The sequence below is a fragment of the Streptomyces sp. NPDC020917 genome (genome assembly GCF_044333795.1).
Classification (GTDB): Bacteria; Actinomycetota; Actinomycetes; order Streptomycetales; family Streptomycetaceae; genus Actinacidiphila.
On the sequence record NZ_JBIRRR010000024.1, the window covers coordinates 25,967 to 46,652 of the forward strand.

Below are 20,686 nucleotides of genomic sequence, written 5' to 3' on the forward strand. Positions count from 1 at the left end.
GGGTGAACCCCCTCAGCGGAGGAAGACCGGCCGGAAGAAGGGCCTGGCCGCGGCTCCGGATCAGTCGCGGGCGATCTCCGGGGTGGCCTCGGAGGTGTCGGCCTCGTCGGCGAAGCGGCCGTCGATGGTGGCGACGAGCCCGGTCACCTGGCGGGCGATGGCGGGCGCGGTGAGCCCGATCTCGGCCATGACGTCCTTGCGGGAGCCGTGGGAGAGGAACTGCTGCGGGATGCCGAAGTCGCGCAGCGGCACGTCCACCTCGGCGTCGCGCAGCGCCTGGGCGACGGCGGTGCCGACGCCGCCGACCCGGCCGTTGTCCTCGACCGTGACCACGACGCGGTGCTGGGCGGCGAGCCCGGGCAGCGCCTCGTCGACCGGCTTGACCCAGCGTGGGTCGACGACGGTGGTGGTGATGCCCTGGGCGTCCAGCAGGCCGGCGATCTCCAGGCACATCGGCGCCAGCGCACCGACCGACACCAGCAGCACGTCGGTCCGCTCGGTGCCGGGTGCGGGGACGCGCAGCAGGTCCATGCCGCCGATCCGGCCGACGGCCGCGACCGCCGGGCCGACCGCGCCCTTGGAGTAGCGGACGACGGTGGGCGCGTCCTCGACCGCGACGGCCTCGCGCAGCTGGGCGCGCACCTGGTCGGCGTCGCGCGGCGCGGCGATCCGCAGGCCGGGGACGACCTGGAGGATGGACATGTCCCACATGCCGTTGTGCGAGGCGCCGTCGCTGCCGGTGACGCCGGCCCGGTCCAGGACGAAGGTGACCCCGCACTTGTGCAGCGCCACGTCCATCAGCACCTGGTCGAAGGCCCGGTTGAGGAACGTCGCGTAGACCGCGACGACCGGGTGCAGCCCGCCGGTGGCCAGGCCGGCGGCCGAGACGGCGGCGTGCTGCTCGGCGATGCCGACGTCGTAGACCCGCTCGGGGAACTCCTTGGCGAACTTGGTCAGGCCGACCGGGTGCAGCATCGCCGCGGTGATGGCGACGATGTCCTCGCGTTCCCGGCCGAGTTCGAGCATCTCGTCGCCGAAGACCGAGGTCCAGTCCGCGCCGGCGGCCGCGATGGGCAGGCCGGTGTCGGGGTGGATGGGGGCGATGCCGTGGAAGCGGTCGATCTCGTCGCGCTCGGCCGGGGTGTAGCCGCGGCCCTTCTCCGTGATGCAGTGCACGATGACCGGGCCCCGGAACCGCTTGGCCCGCTGCAGCGCCGACTCGACGGCCTCGAGGTCGTGCCCGTCGATCGGGCCGACGTACTTCAGGCCCAGGTCCTCGAACATGCCCTGCGGGGTGATGAAGTCCTTCAGGCCCTTCTTGGCGCCGTGCAGGGTCTCGTAGAGCGGGCGGCCGATGAGCGGGGTGCGCTCCAGCAGCTCCTTGGTGCGGGCCAGGAACTGCTCGTAGCCGTCGGTGGTGCGCAGGGTCGCCAGGTGGTTGGCGAGGCCGCCGATGGTCGGCGAGTAGGACCACTCGTTGTCGTTGACGACGATGACCAGCGGGCGGTCCTTGGCGGCGGCGATGTTGTTCAGCGCCTCCCAGGCCATGCCGCCGGTCAGCGCGCCGTCGCCGATGACCGCCACGACGTGGTCGTCGCGGTCCAGCAGCTCGTTGGCCTTGGCCAGTCCGTCGGCCCAGCCCAGCACGGTGGACGCGTGGCTGTTCTCGATGACGTCGTGCTCGGACTCGGCCCGCGAGGGGTAGCCGGACAGGCCGCCCTTGCTCTTCAGCCCGGCGAAGTCCTGCCGGCCGGTCAGCAGCTTGTGGACGTATGCCTGGTGGCCGGTGTCGAAGAGGATGCGGTCCTGCGGGGAGTGGAAGACCCGGTGCAGCGCGATGGTCAGCTCCACCACGCCGAGGTTGGGTCCGAGGTGCCCACCGGTCTTGGACACCGCGTCGACGAGGAAGGTACGGATCTCGGCTGCCAGCTCCTCGAGCTGCTGGGGGCCGAGCGGGTCCAGGTCGCGGGGTCCGTTGATACGGGTCAGCACTGCCACCCGTGCCTCCTCTTGCCTTGGCTCTGCCTGGGGCTTGCCTGTCGCCTGTTGTGCGGCGGTGGGGGTCACCGCGCTTTTTCCTACCGGCCGGTCGGGCCGATCCGACGAGTCTAGACCGCACGAAACCGCCGGACGGCCCTGGAGGGTCCAGGTCCGCCCGGCGGTTCGAGTGATCTGTGTCGCGGTTACGCGCGCCCGGACGACTTCTGGGTGCGCCGCGAGACCGAGTCGACGATGACGGCGGCGAGCAGGACGGCGCCGGTGATCATGTACTGGATCGACTGGTTCATGTTGAGCAGGTCGAGCCCGGTCTGGATCGACTGGATGACGAGCATGCCCAGCAGGGCGGACCAGACGTTGCCGCGGCCGCCGAAGAGGCTGGTGCCGCCGATGACCGCGGCGGCGATGGCCAGCATCAGCAGGTTGCCGCCGCCGCCCTGCAGGGTGGCCGCCTGGGTCTGGCCGGCCAGGAACAGGCCGCCGATCGCCGCGAAGCCACCCGAGATGCCGAAGACCGCCATGCGGACGATGCCCACGTTGATACCGGCACGGCGGGACGCCTCGACGCTGCCGCCGAGCGCGAAGACCTTGCGGCCGAAGGTGGTGCGGCGCAGCACGAAGTCGCAGATGATCAGCGCGACCAGGAAGAACACCAGCGCGTTGGGCACACCGCCGGCGTTGTTGAGCACGATCGCCATGCCGTAGGCCACGATCGCCAGCAGCACGGTGCGGAGCAGGATCTCGCCGGTGGTCCGGAACGGCACCCCCGCCTTGCGGCGGCGGCCCTGCTCGACCAGCGAGCCGAGCAGCAGCGCGGCGACACCGACGGTGGCCAGGACGTAGGCGCCCGCGATGTCCTGGTTCATGAAGTACGAGTTCTGCCCGAGCAGGTGGATCGGGCCCGTGTCGGCGATCTGCAGCGAGCCGGTGTCACCCAGCACCCACAGCATCAGACCGTTCCAGCCGAGGAAGCCGGCCAGGGTGACGACGAACGCTGGTACGCCGATCTTCGCGAAGAAGAATCCTTGGAAGACGCCGATACCGGCACCGATCGCGACCGTGAGCAGCAGCGCGAGCCACACGTTCATGCCGTGTGTGGCGGTGAACACCGCGAACAGCGCCGAGGCCAGGCCGCTGACCGACGCGACCGACAGGTCGATCTCACCCAGCAGCAGTACGAAGACCAGGCCGATGGCCAGCATGCCCGTACCGGACAGGAAGTACGTGATGTGGAGGACGTTGCCCGACGTCAGGAACTTGCTGCTCTGGCTCTGGAAGATCACCCAGATGACGATCAGCGCGACGATGACCGGGAGGGAGCCCAGCTCGCCGCCCTTGAGCTTGCGCTTGAACTCGGTGATGTAGCCCTTGAAGCCCTCTTCGCGGACCAGCAGCCGGGGGTCGATGGCCGCGACCGCCGGCGGCGGCACCTCTTCCGCCGGAATGCCCTTGTCCAGGGTGGTCTTGTCGCTGCTCACTTGGCCGCCTCCGCGTTGCGCGCCTGCCGACGGGTCACGGCGTTGTCCGTGGCACCGGTGATCGCGGCGATGATCTGTTCGTTCGAGGTCTCCTTCACCGGGAAGGAGCCGTTGTTACGACCGAGGCGCAGCACGTGGACGGTGTCCGCGACGGCGGTGACGTCGGCCATGTTGTGGCTGATCAGGATGACGCCCAGACCGCGCTCGCGGAGCCGCTCCACCAGGTCGAGGACCTGGGCGGTCTGCTCGACGCCGAGGGCGGCGGTGGGCTCGTCGAGGATGACGACCTTGGGGTCGCCGATCAGGGCGCGGGCGATCGCCACGACCTGGCGCTGGCCGCCGGAGAGGCTGGCGATCGGGATCCGGACGCTCGGGATGCGGATCGACAGCGTGTTGAGCAGCTCGCGGGCGCGCTGTTCCATGGTGACCTCGTCGAGGCTGCCGAGCCGCAGCAACTCGCGTCCGAGGTAAAGGTTTCCGACCACGTCGAGGTTGTCGCACAGGGCGAGGTCCTGGTAGACGGTGGCCACACCGAGGTGCTGGGCGTCCTGCGGCCGGTTGATGCTGACCGGGTTGCCCTCCCACTCGATGACGCCTTCGTCGATGGGGTGGACCCCGGCGATCGTCTTGACCAGTGTGGACTTACCGGCACCGTTGTCGCCGACGAGGGCGACAACTTCTCCGGCGTGGACCTCCAGTTCGACATCGGTGAGGGCCTGGACCGCACCGAATCGCTTGGAGACTCCGCGCAACGCGAGCACGGGCGTAGCGGACACGTGAACCATCTCCTTCGCCGCCTGACCGGCGGGGATGCCGCGTGCTTGAACAGCCGCGGAGGGAGTGCACGAGGCACAGGACTACAAGGTGAACGGGGAAGCGGCAGGGCCTCTTCCCTTGGGTATTCCCCTGGGTTCTCCCCTGGGTTACCCCCGTTTGCACGTCGCCGCGTTCACGGGGGTCCCGCACAGGTCTCCGTCCGGCGCCCCGCCCCGGCAGCGGGGTGGATTGGTGGGGCGGGGCGCCGGACAGGCTCTGCGGGCGGAGGGCGGCCGCACGCCGGTTCCCGGGGTTCCCGGGCCCCGGCGGGGCCGCCGTCCTGGTGTTACTGGATGCCGGCTGCCTTGCAGGCCGCGGCGAACTCGCCGGTGCACAGCTGGGCGGTGGTGTACAGACCGTCCTTGATCACGGTGTCCTTGATGTTCGCCTTGTTGACCGGGGTGGCGCCGATCAGCAGGGCCGGGACGGTCTCGCCGGACACGCTGGTCGCGGTCGTGGTGGCGACGGACTTGAAGTCCTTGCCCTCGAGCAGGTCCACCGCGATCTCGGCGGTGGCGTTGGCCTCAGGGGCGTACGGCTTGTAGATCGTGGCCGTCTGGGTACCGGCCAGGATCCGCTGCAGGCCCGCGAGTTCGGCGTCCTGACCGGTCAGCGGCACGTTCATGCCGTTGCCCTTGAGGACCGTGGCGACACCGCCGGCCATGCCGTCGTTCGCCGCGTAGACGCCCTTGATGTTGCCCTTGCCGAGCTGGGTGACCGCCGCGGTCATCTTCTGGGCGGCGACCGTGTCCTTCCACAGACCGCTCTGCTCGTAGGCGATCTTCACCTTGCCGTCGAGGACCTTGTGGGCGCCGGCCTTGAACATGGCGGCGTTCGGGTCGGCCGGGTCACCGTCGATCATGACAACGTTTGCCTGCGGCGTGGCGGCCGAGCCCATGGCGTCGAGCAGGGACTGGCCCTGGAGCTCACCGATCTTCTCGTTGTCGTAGGAGACGTAGGCCGAGATCGGGCCCTGGGCGAGGCGGTCGTACGCGACGACCTTGATGCCCTTGTCGACCGCGGACTGGATGGAGCTCTTGATGGCCGCCGAGTCCTGCGGGTCCACGATCAGGACCTTGACACCCTTGGTGATCATGGTCTGGACCTGCTGGGCCTGCTTCTGCGGGTCGGCGCCGGCGTTCGCGTACTCGACGGTGCAGTCGGAGCACAGGGACTTGATCTTGGCCTCGATCAGCGGCTTGTCGAACTTCTCGTACCGCGTCGTGGCGTTCTCCGGGAGGAGCAGACCGATGGACTTGCCACCCGCGCTGCTGCTCGCGTTCCCGCCATCGGATGACTTCTTGTCACCAGCCTTGCCACACGCGGCCATGGTGAGCGCGATCGAAACGGCGACCGTTCCGACAGCGAGACGACGCGTCATTGCGTTCATGTGAGGTTGCCTCCCTGACAGGGCCGCAACACCGCGGCCGAGGTTGTCGTGAGTCAACTCCGGCTGACGCCATGTCGTCAAGAAGTAAACACTTAACGAGATGGCAACGACCCGTTTCGTTAGCTGTGTGAACGCTCCGTTATGCCGAGAAGGCGGGGGTATCAACCGGAGTGTTGCCGTCCAAAAGGGTCGAATCGCCCATTTCGCTCAAAACCAGGGCAAGTGCCCCCAGGACCTCGGCCCTTGCGCCGAGCGATCCGGGGACCACGGACAGCCGTTGGGCGGCGCTGGGGATCGCGTAGCGTGACACGGACTCCCTGATCGGGCCCAGGACCAGCTCGCCGGCCTCCGCGAGGTCGCCGCCGAGCACGATCCTGCTGGGGTTCAGGAGGTTGCAGAGACTGGCCACGCCCATCCCTATGTGGCGCCCCACGTCGCCGATGACCCGGCGGCAGCCGGGGTCGCCCTCGCGGCCCAGCTGCACCATGCGCGGGATCGTCAGCCCCTCGCCGTGGCTGCCGCGCAGCAGCTCCAGCACGTAGCGGGCGGCGGTGAACGTCTCCAGGCAGCCGCGGTTGCCGCAGCGGCACACCGGGCCCGACTCGTCGAGCGTGATGTGGCCGATCTCCCCGGCCGTGCCGCCGGGCCCGCGGTAGATCCGGCCGTCGATCACCAGGCCGGCGCCGACGCCGCTGGCGACCTTGATGTAAGCCAGGTCCTTCACGCCGCGTCCGCCGCCCCACACCAGCTCGCCGAGGGCGCCCAGGTTGGCGTCGTTGTCCACCTGGACGGGCACGCCGAGCCGGTCGGACATCTCCTGGCGGGGGTTGACGCCGATCCAGCCGGGCAGGATCGCGGTCGAACCCAGCGCGCCGGTCTCCACGTCGATCGGGCCCGGCACGCCCAGGCCGACGCCCAGCACCTTCTCCGGGCTGATCCCGGTGGACTCCACCAGCCGGCCCACCAGTTGCTCGGCCCGGTCGAAGCCCTCGGACGCGGAGGCGTCCACGTCGATCGGCTCGGACTGCTCGGCCAGCACCTGGTGCGCCAGGTTGCCGACCGCGACCCGCAGGTGCGAGTGCCCGAAGTCGACTCCGACGACGATCCCGGCGTCCCCGGACAGCGCCACGCTGCGGGCCCGCCGACCGCCCGAGGAGGTCGGCGTGACCTGCACCGTTCCGTTGTCGCGCAGCTCGCGGACGATGTTGGACACCGTCGCCGCCGACAGCCCCGTGCTCCGCGCGATCTCGGCCTGGGTCAGCGATCCGGCGAGCCGGACGGCCCGCACCACGCGCTCCAGGTTGGCCCGGTGCAGCGACGACTGCGATCCCGGAGTCTCCACGACATCCACTCCTGCCCGGCAGGCGGAGACAGCTCCGTCTGCCCGCACGGGACGGGACCCGGGCCGGTGTCGATGTCGCCACACCCGCGAGACCCCGTCGTCTACAACATGTGAACTCTAAGTTGAGTGTTTGGTGTGATGTCCCGTCAAGGGGCAGAACCACACCGTTATCGGTTTTCCCCTGCCGGAAACGCCGGCGAGCGGCTCCGCGGGGTCGCGGAGCCGCTCGTCGTGGCTCGGCCGGTCCGCCCCGGTTCTGTCGGGACGTGTCCGGATATGTGATGGTCGGCGAACGGGCCGCCGAGCGACCGCCGGCGGACCCGCCGGCGGTCGTGGCGGGCGGCTACTTCAGGGTGCCCGCGGTGAGACCCGCCTGGACCTGGCGCTGGAAGGACAGGTACACCACCAGCACCGGCAGCATGGCGACGACCATGCCGGCGAACAGCGCCGGGTAGTCGCCGGCGTAGCCCTGCTGGAGCGAGAGGTTCACCAGGCCCTGGGCGAGCATCGACCGGTCCGGGTCGGTGCTGGACTGCGGCTGCATCAGGGTCACCGGCAGGATGTACTGGTTCCACTGGCCGAGCACGTTGAAGATGCCGACGCTCAGCAGGCCGGGCTTGGCCATCGGCATCATGACCTGGAAGAAGGTCCTGGTGTGCGAGGCCCCGTCCAGCACCGCCGCCTCGTGCACCGCCGTGGGCAGCGTCTTGAAGAACGAGTGCATGAAGAAGGTGGTGAACGGCAGCGAGTACGCGATGTACACCAGGATCAGGCCCTGGTACGTGTTCAGCATGCCGAGGTTCTTGACCATGAAGAACAGCGGCACCAGCGCGAGGAAGTAGGGGAACATCGCGCCGCCGACGAACAGGAAGTAGAAGAACCTGTTGCCGGGGAAGGTGTACCGGGCCAGCACGTAGGCGACCATGGAGCCGAAGAGCATGGTCAGCGGCACCGAGAAGATCATCACGATCACGGTGTTCAGGAAGAACTTCCCGATGCCCTTGTCCCAGGCGCGGCCGAACGAGCCGAAGCTCCAGTGCGACGGCCAGGACCAGGCGCTGGACCCGATCTCCGCATTGTTCTTGAACGCGCCGAGGATGATCCACAGCAGCGGCAGGATGATCAGGATCGCCCAGAGGATCAGGAAGCCGTGCGAGAAGACGTTCAGGACCCGGCCGCCGGCGCCGTCGTAGCTGCCGTCGTCCGTCGCCTTCTGTCCCTTGCGGAGCCCCTTGGCGGCCGGGGCCTGGTTGATCAGACCGGCCTGCGACTCGGTGATGGGTGAGGTCATGGTGCTTCCCCGCTCAGAACTCGATGCGTTCACGGCGGGAGGCCCGCAGCGTGATCACGGACACGACCAACGTCAGCAGCATGATCATGACGCCCTGCGCACAGGCGTAGCCGCTCTTACCGAAGTACAGGAAGTTACGCATCAGGTAGGTCGACATGACCTCGCTGTGGTGGTCGGGACCACCGCCGTAGGTTCCCTGTGTCAGACCGGAGACGAGTGCGAAGAAGTCCATGGCGAAGATCGAGATGTACACCCACGAGGTCTGCACCGTGTCCCACAGCAGCGGGAGCGTGACCTTGAAGAAGGTCTGCGAGCGCCCGGCGCCGTCGAGCAGCGCCGCCTCGTAGATGTCCTTGGGGATGGACTGCATCGCGGCCGAGAACAGCACCAGGTAGAACCCGACGCCGGCCCAGACCTGGACGCCGAGCAGGCACCACAGCACCAGGTTGGGGTCGTTCAGCCACTCGATCGGGTTGTTGGCGTCCTCCAGGTGCAGCTTCACCAGCACGCCGTTGAGCAGACCCGCGCCGTCGCTGCGGTACACCGCGCCGAACAGCACGATGAGAATGGCGACCGAGAGAACCTGCGGGAAGAAGTAGACGACCTTGTAGATCGAGGCGCCCCGCACGCCCTGGACACCGCCGGCCACGGAACGCCCGCCGACGTTCACCATGAAGGCGAAGAACAGGGCGAGCAGAATGGTGATGACCGGCAGGAAGATCAGGAGCAGGATGTTGTGCCACAAAGCGGTCTTGAACACGCTGTCGTGGAACAGGTCGCTGTAGTTCTGGAAGCCGATGAACTTGAAGGTCTGCGACTCGCCCTTCCAGTCCGTGAGCGAATAGCCGATCGTCTGGATGTACGGCCAGATCACGAACGTGATGTAGAGGACGAGCGGAACGATGAGGAACCCCACGATGAAGGGGTATTTGCGTTGCTGCATGGATCCTGCTCCTGGTCGGGAGGCTGTGCCGGAGCGGGGGCCGGCAGATCTCCGGCCCCCGCCTCACGCACGCTGTCGGCTAATCAGCTGCTCTTGGCCTTGGTGGCGAGCTGCTTGGCCTTGGCGACCCAATCGGCCGGCTTCAGGCGCTTGGCCATCAGCTCGGCGCTGAGGTTCTGCAGGTCCGTGTCGAACTGGCTGTTGGTGTTCGGGTAGTTGTAGTTGAAGGTGTTGGTGCCCGCGGCGGACAGCGCGGTCACCGTGGACGCGGTGCCCGGACGCAGCTGGACGTCGGAGCCCACGCCGTCCTTCAGGACGGTGAGGGAGTTGGCCGCGGCGGCGAACTTGCCGGAGCCCTCCTTCGTCAGCATCATGCGCAGGAACTCCATGCCGCCGGCCTGGTTCTTGGCCTTGGCCGGGACGATGAAGGGCTCGCCGGCGCCGGCGCGGATCGCGTCGAACGGCAGCTTGTCGCCGTCGAGCGAGGGCATCGGCATGAACTTCATGTCGAAGTCGCTCGGGGTGGCCTTGAGCTGCTCGTTCTCCAGCCAGGAACCGCAGGGGATGAACGCGGCCTTGTACTGGTTCCACTTGGTCTGCGACTCGATGTGGGTCAGACCGTTGGTGCCGGGGAGCAGGAAGCCCTTGTCGACGATCTCGTAGATGGCCGAGATGCCCTTGAGGACGGCCGGGTCGTCCCAGGCGGTGGGGTCGAAGGCGTCGATCCGCTTGGCCAGGTCCGTGCCGCCGTTCTTGGCGATCAGGTCCATGATGCAGACGTTGATGTAGTACGGGTACTTGCCCTGGTGGGCGAAGGGCGCGATGCCGGCCTTCTTGATCTCCGCGGAGAGCGACATGAAGTCGGCCCACGTCTTCGGCTCGGTCCAGCCCTTCTCCTTGAAGAGCTTGCCGGAGTACCACAGACCCCACACGGTGTAGATGTAGCTCAGCTGCACCATCTTGCCGTCGAGCGTGCCGGTCTCGATCGTGCCGGGCTGCAGCACGTCTCGGATCTTCTTGCTCGGGTCGTCCAGGTACGGCGCGTCGAGCAGCGGCGTCAGGTCGGACAGCTGGCCGTTCTTCTGCAGCACGTCGAGCTTGATCTGCTGGGCGCCCGAGTCGTCGATGACGTCCGGCGGGTTGCCGCCGTTGAAGCGCGGCTGCAGCTTGCCGGTGATGTCCTGCGTCGGCGTGACGCTGACCTTGGAGCCCGAGTGCTTGGACTCGTAGAGCTTGCCGAGCGCGGTCGCGTAGTCGTGGCCGTAACCGCCGTCGAAGATGACGATGTCGAGCGGCGCGGAGTCGTTGACGCCGAAGGGGTTGTCCTTGCTCGCCGCCCCCTTCGAGGGCTTCGTGGTGCTGTTGTCGCTGCCACCACCGCTGGACGCGCACGCGCTCAGCAGACCGGCCGAGGGAACAGCCACCAGGCCAAGCGCCGCAGACCGCTTGACCAGATCCCGGCGGTTCATTTCGGATCCCATGCTCAAGTCCTCGCCTTCTCCAGGACTCATGCGGTGCAGCGGAATCCGCCGACTACCGCGAACAGTTGAAGCGTGAGTGATGCCGTACATCCAGTGAGGCGAGGAACGATATCGAAAACGACCGGCTGTGCCACTCGTCCGCCCCCCGCGCGTCCCCGCTCCCAGCGGGTTCCTTGGACGCCGACAGGTATAGTCCACTTGGCTCGGGGAGGGCAAGATCGAGACAACCCGGACCGACAAGCTTTCCCGAGTTGAGACCTGGCCGAAACGTGGACCGGGCAGGTAATCCGGCACGCCGCGGGCGCGTGAAGAGCGTTCAGGGCCGCATCCCGGCTAATGCCGGGATGCGGCCCTGAAGGGTCCTGCAGGCCGCTCAGCGGGCGCCGCACGGCGGTCGCCGGGCGGGGGGTGTCACTTGCGGATCAGCGAGCGCAGCACGTACTGCATGATGCCGCCGTTGCGGTAGTAGTCCGCCTCTCCGGGGGTGTCGATCCGGACGACCGCGTCGAACTCCAGGCCGGTGTCCGTGGTGACCTTCACCGTGCGCGGGGTGGCGCCGTCGTTGAGCGCGGTGACGCCGGTGACGGAGAACGTCTCCTCACCCGTCAGGCCCAGGGTCTGCGCCGAGGCGCCCTCCGGGAACTGCAGCGGCAGCACGCCCATGCCGATCAGGTTCGAGCGGTGGATCCGCTCGTAGGACTCGGCGATGACGGCCTTCACACCGAGCAGCGCGGTGCCCTTGGCGGCCCAGTCGCGGGACGAGCCGGAGCCGTACTCCTTGCCCGCCAGGACGACCAGCGGGACGCCCTGCTCGATGTAGTTGCGGGAGGCGTCGTAGATGAACGCCACCGGCCCGCCGTCCTGGGTGAAGTCGCGGGTGAAGCCGCCCTCGGTCCCGGGCGCGATCTGGTTGCGCAGCCGGATGTTGGCGAAGGTGCCACGGATCATGACCTCGTGGTTGCCGCGGCGCGAGCCGTAGCTGTTGAAGTCGCGGCGCTGCACGCCGTGCTCGGTGAGGTACTGCCCGGCCGGGGTGTCGGCCTTGATGGCGCCGGCCGGCGAGATGTGGTCGGTGGTGACCGAGTCGCCGAGCTTGGCCAGCACGCGGGCGCCGGCGATGTCGGTGACCGGGGCCGGCTCCATCTCCATGCCCTCGAAGTACGGGGGCTTGCGGACGTAGGTGGACTCCGCGTCCCACTCGAAGGTGTTGCCGGTGGGCACCGGCAGCGCCTGCCACTGGGCGTCGCCGGCGAACACGTCCTGGTAGGACTGGCTGAACATGTCCTGGCCGATCGCGGACGCGACCACGTCGTTGACCTCGGCCTCGGACGGCCAGATGTCGGCCAGGTGGACCGGCTTGCCCTCCTGGTCGATGCCCAGCGCGTCGCGGGTGATGTCGACCTTCATGGAGCCGGCGATGGCGTACGCGACGACCAGCGGCGGGGACGCCAGGTAGTTCATCTTGACGTCCGGGTTGATCCGGCCCTCGAAGTTGCGGTTGCCGGAGAGCACCGAGGTGACCGCCAGGTCGGCCTCGTTCACCGCCTTGGAGACCTCCTCGGGCAGCGGGCCCGAGTTGCCGATGCAGGTGGTGCAGCCGTACCCGACCAGGTTGAAGCCCAGCTTGTCCAGGTACGGGGTCAGGTTGGCCTTGTCGAAGTAGTCGGTGACGACCTTCGAGCCGGGGGCCAGGGTGGTCTTGACCCACGGCTTGCGGGTCAGGCCCTTCTCGACCGCCTTCTTGGCCACCAGCGCGGCGGCGACCATCACGTACGGGTTCGAGGTGTTGGTGCACGAGGTGATCGCGGCGACGGTGACGGCGCCGTGGTCGATCTCGTAGCTGGTGCCGTCGGCGGCGGTGACCAGGGTCGGCTTGGTGGGCACGCCGTTGTGGGCGAGCGCCGGGGCGTCCGAGGCCGGGAAGGACTCCTTGCCGGCCTCCTGGTCGTCGTTGACGTAGTTGCGCACGTCGCGGGCGAACTGCTCGGCGGCCTTGGCCAGCACGATGCGGTCCTGCGGGCGCTTGGGACCGGCGATGGACGGCACCACGGTGGACAGGTCGAGTTCCAGCTTCTCGGAGTAGTCCGGCTCGGCGGCCGGGTCCAGCCACAGGCCCTGCTCCTTGGCGTACGCCTCGACCAGCGCGACCTGCTGCCCGCTGCGGCCGGTCAGCTTCAGGTAGCTGAGGGTCTCGGCGTCGATCGGGAAGATCGCGGCGGTGGAGCCGAACTCCGGCGACATGTTGCCGATGGTGGCGCGGTTGGCGAGCGAGGTGGCGGCCACGCCCTCGCCGTAGAACTCCACGAACTTGCCGACGACACCGTGCTTGCGCAGCATCTCGGTGATGGTCAGCACCAGGTCGGTGGCGGTGGTGCCGGCGGGCAGCTCGCCGGTGAGCTTGAAGCCGACGACACGCGGGATGAGCATCGACACCGGCTGGCCGAGCATCGCGGCCTCGGCCTCGATGCCGCCGACGCCCCAGCCCAGCACGCCCAGGCCGTTGACCATCGTGGTGTGCGAGTCGGTGCCGACGAGGGTGTCGGGGTAGGCCTGGCCGTTCCTGACCATGACGGTGCGCGCCAGGTGCTCGATGTTCACCTGGTGAACGATGCCGGTGCCCGGCGGGACGACCTTGAACTCGTCGAACGCGGTCTGGCCCCAGCGCAGGAACTGGTAGCGCTCCTTGTTGCGGCCGTACTCCAGCTCCACGTTCTGCGCGAAGGACTCGGGGGTGCCGAAGCGGTCGGCGATCACCGAGTGGTCGATGACCAGCTCGGCCGGCGCGAGCGGGTTGATCTTCGCCGGGTCGCCGCCCAGCTCCTTGACGGCCTCGCGCATGGTGGCCAGGTCGACCACGCAGGGCACGCCCGTGAAGTCCTGCATGATCACGCGGGCCGGGGTGAACTGGATCTCCTGGCTCGGCTGGGCCTGCGAGTCCCAGCCGCCGAGGGCCCGGATGTGGTCGGCGGTGATGTTGGCGCCGTCCTCGGTGCGCAGGAGGTTCTCCAGCAGCACCTTCAGGCTGTACGGCAGCCGGGCGGAGCCCTCCACCTTGTCCAGCCGGAAGATCTCATACGATTCGTCGCCCACCTGCAGGGTGCTGCGGGCGTCGAAGCTGTTCGCCGACACGACAGTCTCCTTCATGCATGTTCTCGCGCGTACCACCGCACTGCTGCCGTCTGACGGTACGCCTCGGCAGATATCTCGATGTCGAGATAACTCTAGTACACGAGCCCGGCCGGGTCATGCCCAGGCCCGCCGGGTACCCGGATGGCCGCGGTCCATGACCGGGCGGCCGGCCCGGGCCCCGGCCGGCCCGGGCCACCCGGCCCTGCGGCCTGGGCGCGGATGCCCCCGCCCGCGGGCCGGCGCGCGCCGCCCGCGCCCGCCGCGCCCGCCGCGCCCGCCGCGCTCCCCCGCACCCCCGCCCGGACGCCCCCGCCGCGCCGCAGCGCGCCCCGGCCCGGACTTGCGCCGCGCCCATCGGGCAGTGGTACGAAGGAGGTTGACGGCATGTCACGGAACACAGGACGGGGGTTGTCCGGCATGCGCGACGGTGTCGAGCTGACCGCATATCTCGTGAACGAGTCGCGGGCGCGCAGACCCGAGCTCGCCGAGGACCGGCTGGCCGGAGCCTGGATCCCGGACGGCGAGCGCGGCGCGGTACGCGAGCTCTGGGACGAGTACGCGGCCGCGGTGTACGCCCACGACGATCTGGTGGTGTCGCTGCGCGGACGCGTCATCGCCGACACCCTGACCCGCGCGCTGGCCGCCGATCCGGACACCGTGCTGGTGGTGTGCGGGGCGGGCTTCTCGTCGTACCCGTGGCTGCTGCCGTTCGCCGCGTCAGTCGAGGTGGACCTGCCCGACATGGTGGCCGCCAAGCGGCGGCGCGCCGCGGAGCTGGTGGACGGCGGGGCCGCCGTCGACCGCGAGGTGCACCACGTGGCCGCCGACCTGGCCCGGGAGGACGACCGCAAGCAGCTGACCGCCACGGTGCGCGAGCTGGCCGGCGGGCGCCCGGTGGCCTACGTCGCCGAGGGCGTCGTCTTCTACCTGCCGCCGGCCGAGGCCGAGGCCGTGGTCACCCTGGGTGCGGGCTTCGGCACCACCGCGGTGACCGCTGTCAGCTACTGGCCGGCCGCCGCCGCGGGCAGCACGGTGCTGGCCGCGCAGCGCGGCTGGTTCCGGCGCCGCGCGGTGCCCGCCGACGCCAGCTACCTCACCCACGACCGGCTGGCCGCGCTGCTCGGCCCCGGTCTGGAGGACGTGGGGCCCGAGGACCTCCAGCGCCGCTACCTCGGCAAGGTCGAGGTGTCCGAGGCAGAACTGATCCCCGAGTACGTGGCCGTCTCCTGGGCGGCGGGAAACGGAGCGGCTGGGTGAGCGATGTCCTGCACCTGCAGAGCAGGGCGTATCCGCTGCACCACCGCTCCCCCGCCATCAGCACGGAACTGGTCGCCGTCCCCGGGCTCGGCGAGTTGCGCCCGGTGGCCGGCGGGCTGCGCTCGCTGGCCTACAACCCCGACACCACCATCGAGCTGGACCTGACGCCGGTGGTGAGTCCGGTGGTGAACCTGCCCGGCACCGAGATCGTCGCCTGCCACGCGCGGATCCTGACCGCCGGCACCGTGCTGGTCGTCTACGCGCTGCGGCACGAACGCGACCTGCGGCAGCTCGCGCTGCACGACCTGGACGCACTGGACGCCGAGATCAACCGGACGCTGCGGGAGGCGGACGCGCCGCTGCTCACCGCGGTGCTGGCCGCGTCGATGGCCAGCGGCCTGATGGACGGGGTGGCGCTGCGGCCCGATCTGGCGCTGGGCGGCGAGCGCTCCCCCATCGACCGCCAGTCGGCCCGCTACAACGCGCACTTCGTGACGCTGGACCCGCCGTGGGAGGCCGACGCCCGGGTGCCGGAGCTGATCGCGGGACCCGACTGCCACATCCTGCTGCCGTACACCTACGCCTGGGACCGCGATCCAGCCACCCCGCTGTTCGACCTGCTGACCATGACCGAGCCCACCGACATCGCGGTGGCCCAGCAGTCGCTGCTGGTCGGCTCGCTGATCGCGGGCCGCTGGGTGCTGGCGGACCTGGCGCACGGCCAGCCGGAGAGCACCGACGTGCACGCCTTCCGGCGCTTCCTCGACGGGCTGTGGGCGGACTACCACCATCTCGACGGCTACCGGATCGAGTCCACCCAGGCGCACCGCGCCAGCTATCTGGCCGCCCGCGAGGTGATCGGTCTGGACGACACCCAGGAGCGGGCCGACAAGCTGCTCGGCTACGTCTCCAACTCGCTGCTGGCCGCCGCCTCGCAGCGCTCGGAGGAGCTGGACGCCCGGCTCAACCGGGTCGCGGCGGCGCTGGCCGTGGTGAGTGCCGCGTCGTTCGGCCTGGACATCGCGGTGTTCGTGCTGCCGCAGGTGTCGCTGGCGACCAAGCTCGGCGTGGTCGCCGGCCTGCTGGGCATGGCGGTCTGCTGCCTGATCGCGGTGATCGTCCCCCGGTCGGCCCGGCGCACGGCGCGCCGCCGGCTGTTCGCACAGGTGGTGCCGCCGCCGCGCGCGCCGGCCGACGAGGAGGTCGTTGTCGCCTCGCCCGGCACGTGATGCCGGGCAGCACGGGCGCGGGTAGCGTTTTCTTGCCGGTTCTGTTCGAAGGCTGTCACGAATGGCCGCCCCCGAATGGCCGTATCTCACCTATGAGATAGCCTCGGCGGTATGACCGACGACTACCTCGCACGTATCGGCAGGCTCATCCGTGACGCACGACAGCACCGTGGCTGGACACAGGCACAGCTCGCCGAGGCGCTGAGCACCAGCCAGAGCGCGGTGAACCGTATCGAACGAGGCAACCAGAACATCAGCCTTGAGATGATCGCGCGGATCGGCGAGGCCCTGGACAGCGAGATCGTCTCACTGGGCTATGCCGGGCCGATGCACCTGCGCGTGGTAGGCCGGCGGCGGCTGTCCGGCGCCATCGACGTCAAGACGAGCAAGAACGCCTGCGTGGCGCTGCTGTGCGCGACCCTGCTGAACGCCGGGCGCACCACGCTGCGCCGGGTCGCCAGGATCGAGGAGGTCTACCGGATCCTGGAGGTGCTCGGCAGCATCGGCGTGCGCACCCGGTGGATCAACGACGGCAACGACCTGGAGATCGTGCCGCCCGCCGAGCTGCAGCTGGACGCCATGGACACCGAGGCCGCGCGCCGCACCCGCAGCGTCATCATGTTCCTCGGCCCGCTGCTGCACCGCACCGACCGCTTCCGCATCCCGTACGCCGGCGGCTGCGACCTGGGCACCCGTACGGTGCAGCCGCACATGAACGCGCTGCGCCACTTCGGCCTCGACGTGACCGCGACCGACGGCTCGTACCACGCGGTGGTCGAGCGGGACATCGCGCCGAACCGGCCGATCGTGCTGACCGAGCGCGGCGACACCGTCACCGAGAACGCGCTGCTGGCCGCGGCCCGGCACGAGGGCGTCACCGTCATCCGCAACGCCAGCTCCAACTACATGGTCCAGGACCTGTGCTTCTTCCTGGAGGAGCTGGGCGTGCGGGTGGAGGGCATCGGCACCACCACCCTGACCGTCTACGGCACCGGCCACATCGACCGCGACGTGGACTACGCGCCGTCCGAGGACCCGGTCGAGGCGATGAGCCTGCTGGCCGCGGCCGTGGTCACCGAGTCGGAGCTGACCATCCGCCGGGTGCCGATCGAGTTCATGGAGATCGAGCTCGCGGTCCTGGAGGAGATGGGCCTGGACCACGAACTCACCCCGGAGTACCGGGCGGACAACGGCCGCACCCGGCTGGTCGACCTGACGGTGCGCCCGTCCAAGCTCAGCTCGCCCATCGACAAGATCCACCCGATGCCGTTCCCCGGCATCAACATCGACAACGTGCCGTTCTTCGCGGCCATCGCGGCCACCGCGCAGGGCTCCACGCTGATCCACGACTGGGTCTACGACAACCGCGCGATCTACCTCACCGAGCTGACCCGGCTCGGCGCCCAGGTCAAGCTGCTCGACCCGCACCGGGTGCTGGTCGAGGGCCCCACCCGCTGGCGCGCCGCCGAGATGATGTGCCCGCCCGCGCTGCGCCCCGCGGTGGTCGTGCTGCTGGCGATGATGGCCGCCGAGGGCACCTCGGTACTGCGCAACGTCTACGTCATCAACCGCGGTTACGAGGAGCTGGCCGAGCGGCTCAACTCGATCGGCGCGCAGATCGAGACGTTCCGCGACATCTGAGCCCCGCGCTGACGGGGCCCGTGCCCTCACACCAGGCGGGTCGTCGCGAAGTGCATCGTGAAGGCGCACGGGACGCGGCCGCCGGGTCCGGCCAGGGCGGCCGCCTCGGTGAGGAAGGCGGCGCGCAGGCGCGCCACGGCGGCCGCGTCGAGCGGGGCGAGGTCGTAGACGCCGGAGACGGTGGACCACACCTGCTCGGCGGGGCCGCCCAGGTCGAACGGCACGGTCTGCCAGTCGGACGGGGCGAAGCCGGCCGGGGTGAAGAGCGCGTCGAAGCCCTCACGGGTGCGGGTGCGGCGGTCGCCGAGCGGGGGGATGCGCTGGTTCGGCGGCGCGCCGCCGACGGTGGCGCGCAGCAGCGCGAGGAACAGCTCGTACGCCTCGCCGCCGGCCGCCCCGCCGCCGAGCGCGCAGGCCAGCACGCCCCCGGGGACCAGTACCCGGGCCGCCTCCGCCGCGACCTGCTCGACGTCGCCCATCAGCATCAGGGCCATGTGGGAGGCCACCGCGTCGAAGCTGCCGCCGGCGAACGGAAGCTGCTGGGCGCGGCCCTCCACCACGCGCGCGCCGGCCGGCGCGGGCCGGCGGCGGGCCAGCGCGAGCGCCTCCGGGGAGAGGTCCAGGCCGGTCGGCCGGCCGCCGCGGGTCCGGGCGAGGATCTCCAGGAGCGGGCCGTCGCCGCACCCCAGGTCCAGCACGCGGCCGCACCCGGCCACCAGTCCGGCCAGGGCCGCGTAGCTGGACCGGCCGTCCGGGGCCCGGCCGGCGCCCAACGTCCGTGCGGTCACGGCCGGATGGCGGGAGTGGAAGTCCCGCAGGAACGCTTCCTGGGTGGTCGTCGTCGTCATTCGCGGCAGCCTGTCCAGGGCCGGGCCGGCCATGGCGCCGCCGCCCTCGTCACGCGGGCGGCGGACTCATCCCAGGTGCGCGGCGATCCCCTCCGGGGAGGGGCTGCTCAGCCAGACGGCCTTGCCGAGCGACGGCCGCAGGCGTGCGTCGAGACTCCACGTCGCGCCGGCGCAGGCGTACAGAAGCGCGAGGGAGGCGAAGACGTAGCCGGCCATCACGCCGGTGTCCGTGATGCCGGGCTCGGTCCACGGCAGGCCGAACGCCTCGGCCGCGGACCAGACACCGAGTGCGTACAGGGCACTTCCGACGAACGTCAGGTTGGACAGCACTCCGAGGACCATGCCCAAGGCGATGCACGTCTCCACCACGGCCGTTCCGACGGCGAACGCCCCCGGGTGGGACTGCGCCACCGAGTGCCACAGGCTGATCCACTGGTGCAGGACGGGGGTGCGGACCGTTTTGGCGGCGCCCAGTTCGTCGTCGAGCGTCTTGCCGTGGATGAAGCCCGGCAGCCACTTGAACGAGGCGTCGACGGCCCAGACGAGGCCGAAGGCGATACGGACCGCGGCCGCGCCGTGCAGGCGGCGCAGCAGCGGTCCGGAGGGTGCCGAGGGACGTTGCGCGGCATCGCGAGCCGCGTTCGTGTAGGTGGCCATGGGTCACCGGTCCTTCCTTGGGGGGGATGCGTCCGATTGCCCTGGGTGGTCCTGGCGATGGGGCGACCTCATGATGTCTGTGAGGCCCACGGTGCGAAAGCAACTTCTGTTAAGGGCCGGGCAAAGCTGGCTCAGAGTTTCTTCTGAGCAGTCGGAGGAACCTCCAGCACGGCGCCCGGGTGGCAGGCGGGTACGGACGGGTGTTCGCTGGAGGGAGAGGTTGGGTGCCGGGGGCGCTCGGCGAGCCGCCGCGACGCAGGTCGGCGGTCCGCGACGCACACGAGACGACAGCGGAGTGCACCATGCCCTTTGTCACCGTCGGCCAGGAGAACACCGGCTCCATCGACATCGCCTACGAGGACCACGGCAGCGGCCGGCCGATCGTCCTCATCCACGGCTACCCGCTCAACGGCGCCTCGTGGGAGAAGCAGGAGCGCGTGCTCCTGGAGGCCGGGTACCGGGTGGTCACCTACGACCGGCGCGGGTTCGGCAAGTCCAGCCAGCCCACGGTCGGGTACGACTACGACACGTTCGCCGCCGACCTCAACGCGCTGCTCGACCACCTGGAGCTGCAGGAGGTGGACCTCTGCGGGTTCTCCATGGGCACCGGCGAGGTCACCCGGTACCTCGGCAGGTACGGCTCGGGCCGGGTCCGCAAGGCGGTGCTGATGGGCGCCATCCCGCCGTTCCTGCTCAAGACGGACGACAACCCGGAGGGCGTGGACGCCTCGGTGTTCGACGGCATCAAGGCGGCGGTGCTCGCCGACCGCCCGGCGTACTTCAAGGACTTCCTCGACAACTTCTACAACGTCGACACCTACAGCGGGACCCGCATCAGCGAGCAGGCGTGGAACAACAGCTTCAACGTGGCCGTGGCGGCGTCCCCTTACGCGGCGCACGCGTGCGTCGACACCTGGCTCACCGACTTCCGCGAGGACCTGCCGAAGTTCGACGTCCCCACGCTGCTGATCCACGGCAACGCGGACCGGATCCTCCCCTACCCCAACACCGCGGCGCGGCTGCCGGACCTCATCAAGGACCTGACCTTCGTCACGGTCGAGGGCGGCCCCCACAACGTGGCCTGGACCCACCCGGAGGTCGTCAACCCGGCGCTGATGGACTTCCTCTCCACGTGAGGGGTGCCGGCGCGAGCGGGGTCGGGTGACCGCTGTCCATGAGCGCGGTG

15 protein-coding genes are annotated in these 20,686 nt (G+C 69.8%); 4 read left to right on the forward strand and 11 right to left on the reverse strand.

Translation table 11 applies throughout. The features are described from left to right. Window positions 1-60 precede the first annotated feature (60 nt). The 9 genes from dxs to acnA all read right to left on the reverse strand — a co-directional run bounded on the left by dxs (window position 61) and on the right by acnA (window position 13,868). Window positions 61-1,998: a 1-deoxy-D-xylulose-5-phosphate synthase gene (dxs, locus tag ACH4TG_RS35095; protein ID WP_398246709.1), complete on the reverse strand. Its 1,938-nt coding sequence runs from the start codon at window positions 1,996-1,998 to the stop codon at window positions 61-63. Between the two features lie 185 nt (window positions 1,999-2,183). Next, window positions 2,184-3,455, reverse strand: coding sequence for a sugar ABC transporter permease (locus ACH4TG_RS35100; protein WP_398246811.1), 1,272 nt, complete (start codon window positions 3,453-3,455; stop codon window positions 2,184-2,186). Window positions 3,456-3,472: 17 nt separating this feature from the next. Then, window positions 3,473-4,261, reverse strand: a complete 789-nt coding sequence (locus ACH4TG_RS35105; RefSeq protein WP_398246710.1) for an ATP-binding cassette domain-containing protein — start codon at window positions 4,259-4,261, stop codon at window positions 3,473-3,475. Between the two features lie 317 nt (window positions 4,262-4,578). Continuing rightward, window positions 4,579-5,682: a sugar ABC transporter substrate-binding protein gene (locus ACH4TG_RS35110; RefSeq protein ID WP_398246711.1), complete on the reverse strand. Its 1,104-nt coding sequence runs from the start codon at window positions 5,680-5,682 to the stop codon at window positions 4,579-4,581. Between the two features lie 139 nt (window positions 5,683-5,821). After that, window positions 5,822-7,024: an ROK family protein gene (locus ACH4TG_RS35115; protein ID WP_398246712.1), complete on the reverse strand. Its 1,203-nt coding sequence runs from the start codon at window positions 7,022-7,024 to the stop codon at window positions 5,822-5,824. Between the two features lie 343 nt (window positions 7,025-7,367). Next, window positions 7,368-8,315, reverse strand: a complete 948-nt coding sequence (locus tag ACH4TG_RS35120; RefSeq protein ID WP_398246713.1) for a carbohydrate ABC transporter permease — start codon at window positions 8,313-8,315, stop codon at window positions 7,368-7,370. Window positions 8,316-8,328: 13 nt separating this feature from the next. Then, window positions 8,329-9,258, reverse strand: coding sequence for a carbohydrate ABC transporter permease (locus tag ACH4TG_RS35125; RefSeq protein WP_398246714.1), 930 nt, complete (start codon window positions 9,256-9,258; stop codon window positions 8,329-8,331). Window positions 9,259-9,341: 83 nt separating this feature from the next. After that, entirely contained in the window at window positions 9,342-10,739 is a 1,398-nt protein-coding gene (gene ngcE / locus ACH4TG_RS35130) for an N-acetylglucosamine/diacetylchitobiose ABC transporter substrate-binding protein (RefSeq protein WP_398246715.1), read from the reverse strand. Between the two features lie 411 nt (window positions 10,740-11,150). Then, the gene (gene acnA, locus ACH4TG_RS35135) at window positions 11,151-13,868 is read right to left on the reverse strand and encodes an aconitate hydratase AcnA (protein WP_398246716.1); all 2,718 of its coding nucleotides are present in this window, start codon (window positions 13,866-13,868) and stop codon (window positions 11,151-11,153) included. Window positions 13,869-14,252: 384 nt separating this feature from the next. Between acnA and ACH4TG_RS35140 the strand changes: the two genes are divergently transcribed. The 3 genes from ACH4TG_RS35140 to ACH4TG_RS35150 all read left to right on the forward strand — a co-directional run bounded on the left by ACH4TG_RS35140 (window position 14,253) and on the right by ACH4TG_RS35150 (window position 17,995). Next, window positions 14,253-15,125: a class I SAM-dependent methyltransferase gene (locus tag ACH4TG_RS35140; RefSeq protein WP_398246717.1), complete on the forward strand. Its 873-nt coding sequence runs from the start codon at window positions 14,253-14,255 to the stop codon at window positions 15,123-15,125. Continuing rightward, window positions 15,122-16,354, forward strand: coding sequence for a hypothetical protein (locus ACH4TG_RS35145; protein ID WP_398246718.1), 1,233 nt, complete (start codon window positions 15,122-15,124; stop codon window positions 16,352-16,354). The genes ACH4TG_RS35140 and ACH4TG_RS35145 overlap by 4 nt, the downstream gene beginning before the upstream one ends. Window positions 16,355-16,465: 111 nt before the next feature. Next, on the forward strand, window positions 16,466-17,995 hold the full coding sequence (locus ACH4TG_RS35150) for a UDP-N-acetylglucosamine 1-carboxyvinyltransferase (protein WP_398246719.1): 1,530 nt from the start codon (window positions 16,466-16,468) through the stop codon (window positions 17,993-17,995). A 26-nt stretch (window positions 17,996-18,021) separates the two neighbouring features. Here the strand turns inward: ACH4TG_RS35150 and ACH4TG_RS35155 are convergent, their stop codons facing one another. Next, entirely contained in the window at window positions 18,022-18,843 is an 822-nt protein-coding gene (locus tag ACH4TG_RS35155; protein WP_398246720.1) for a class I SAM-dependent methyltransferase, read from the reverse strand. 66 nt (window positions 18,844-18,909) lie between these two features. Next, window positions 18,910-19,500, reverse strand: a complete 591-nt coding sequence (locus ACH4TG_RS35160) for a hypothetical protein (protein WP_398246721.1) — start codon at window positions 19,498-19,500, stop codon at window positions 18,910-18,912. 302 nt (window positions 19,501-19,802) lie between these two features. Here ACH4TG_RS35160 and ACH4TG_RS35165 point away from each other — a divergent pair, with 302 nt between their 5' ends. Then, window positions 19,803-20,636: an alpha/beta fold hydrolase gene (locus ACH4TG_RS35165; RefSeq protein WP_398246722.1), complete on the forward strand. Its 834-nt coding sequence runs from the start codon at window positions 19,803-19,805 to the stop codon at window positions 20,634-20,636. The last annotated feature ends 50 nt before the right edge of the window (window positions 20,637-20,686 follow it).

Bases quoted from the DNA above. Each gene is read 5' to 3' on its own strand.
- ACH4TG_RS35140 (WP_398246717.1), top strand. From the start codon at position 14,253: ATGTCACGGAACACAGGACGGGGGTTGTCCGGCATGCGCGACGGTGTC.
- ACH4TG_RS35155 (WP_398246720.1), bottom strand. From the start codon at position 18,843: ATGACGACGACGACCACCCAGGAAGCGTTCCTGCGGGACTTCCACTCC.
- ACH4TG_RS35150 (WP_398246719.1), top strand. From the start codon at position 16,466: ATGACCGACGACTACCTCGCACGTATCGGCAGGCTCATCCGTGACGCA.
- ACH4TG_RS35105 (WP_398246710.1), bottom strand. From the start codon at position 4,261: ATGGTTCACGTGTCCGCTACGCCCGTGCTCGCGTTGCGCGGAGTCTCC.
- ngcE (WP_398246715.1), bottom strand. From the start codon at position 10,739: ATGGGATCCGAAATGAACCGCCGGGATCTGGTCAAGCGGTCTGCGGCG.
- ACH4TG_RS35125 (WP_398246714.1), bottom strand. From the start codon at position 9,258: ATGCAGCAACGCAAATACCCCTTCATCGTGGGGTTCCTCATCGTTCCG.
- ACH4TG_RS35110 (WP_398246711.1), bottom strand. From the start codon at position 5,682: ATGAACGCAATGACGCGTCGTCTCGCTGTCGGAACGGTCGCCGTTTCG.
- ACH4TG_RS35160 (WP_398246721.1), bottom strand. From the start codon at position 19,500: ATGGCCACCTACACGAACGCGGCTCGCGATGCCGCGCAACGTCCCTCG.
- ACH4TG_RS35165 (WP_398246722.1), top strand. From the start codon at position 19,803: ATGCCCTTTGTCACCGTCGGCCAGGAGAACACCGGCTCCATCGACATC.
- ACH4TG_RS35120 (WP_398246713.1), bottom strand. From the start codon at position 8,315: ATGACCTCACCCATCACCGAGTCGCAGGCCGGTCTGATCAACCAGGCC.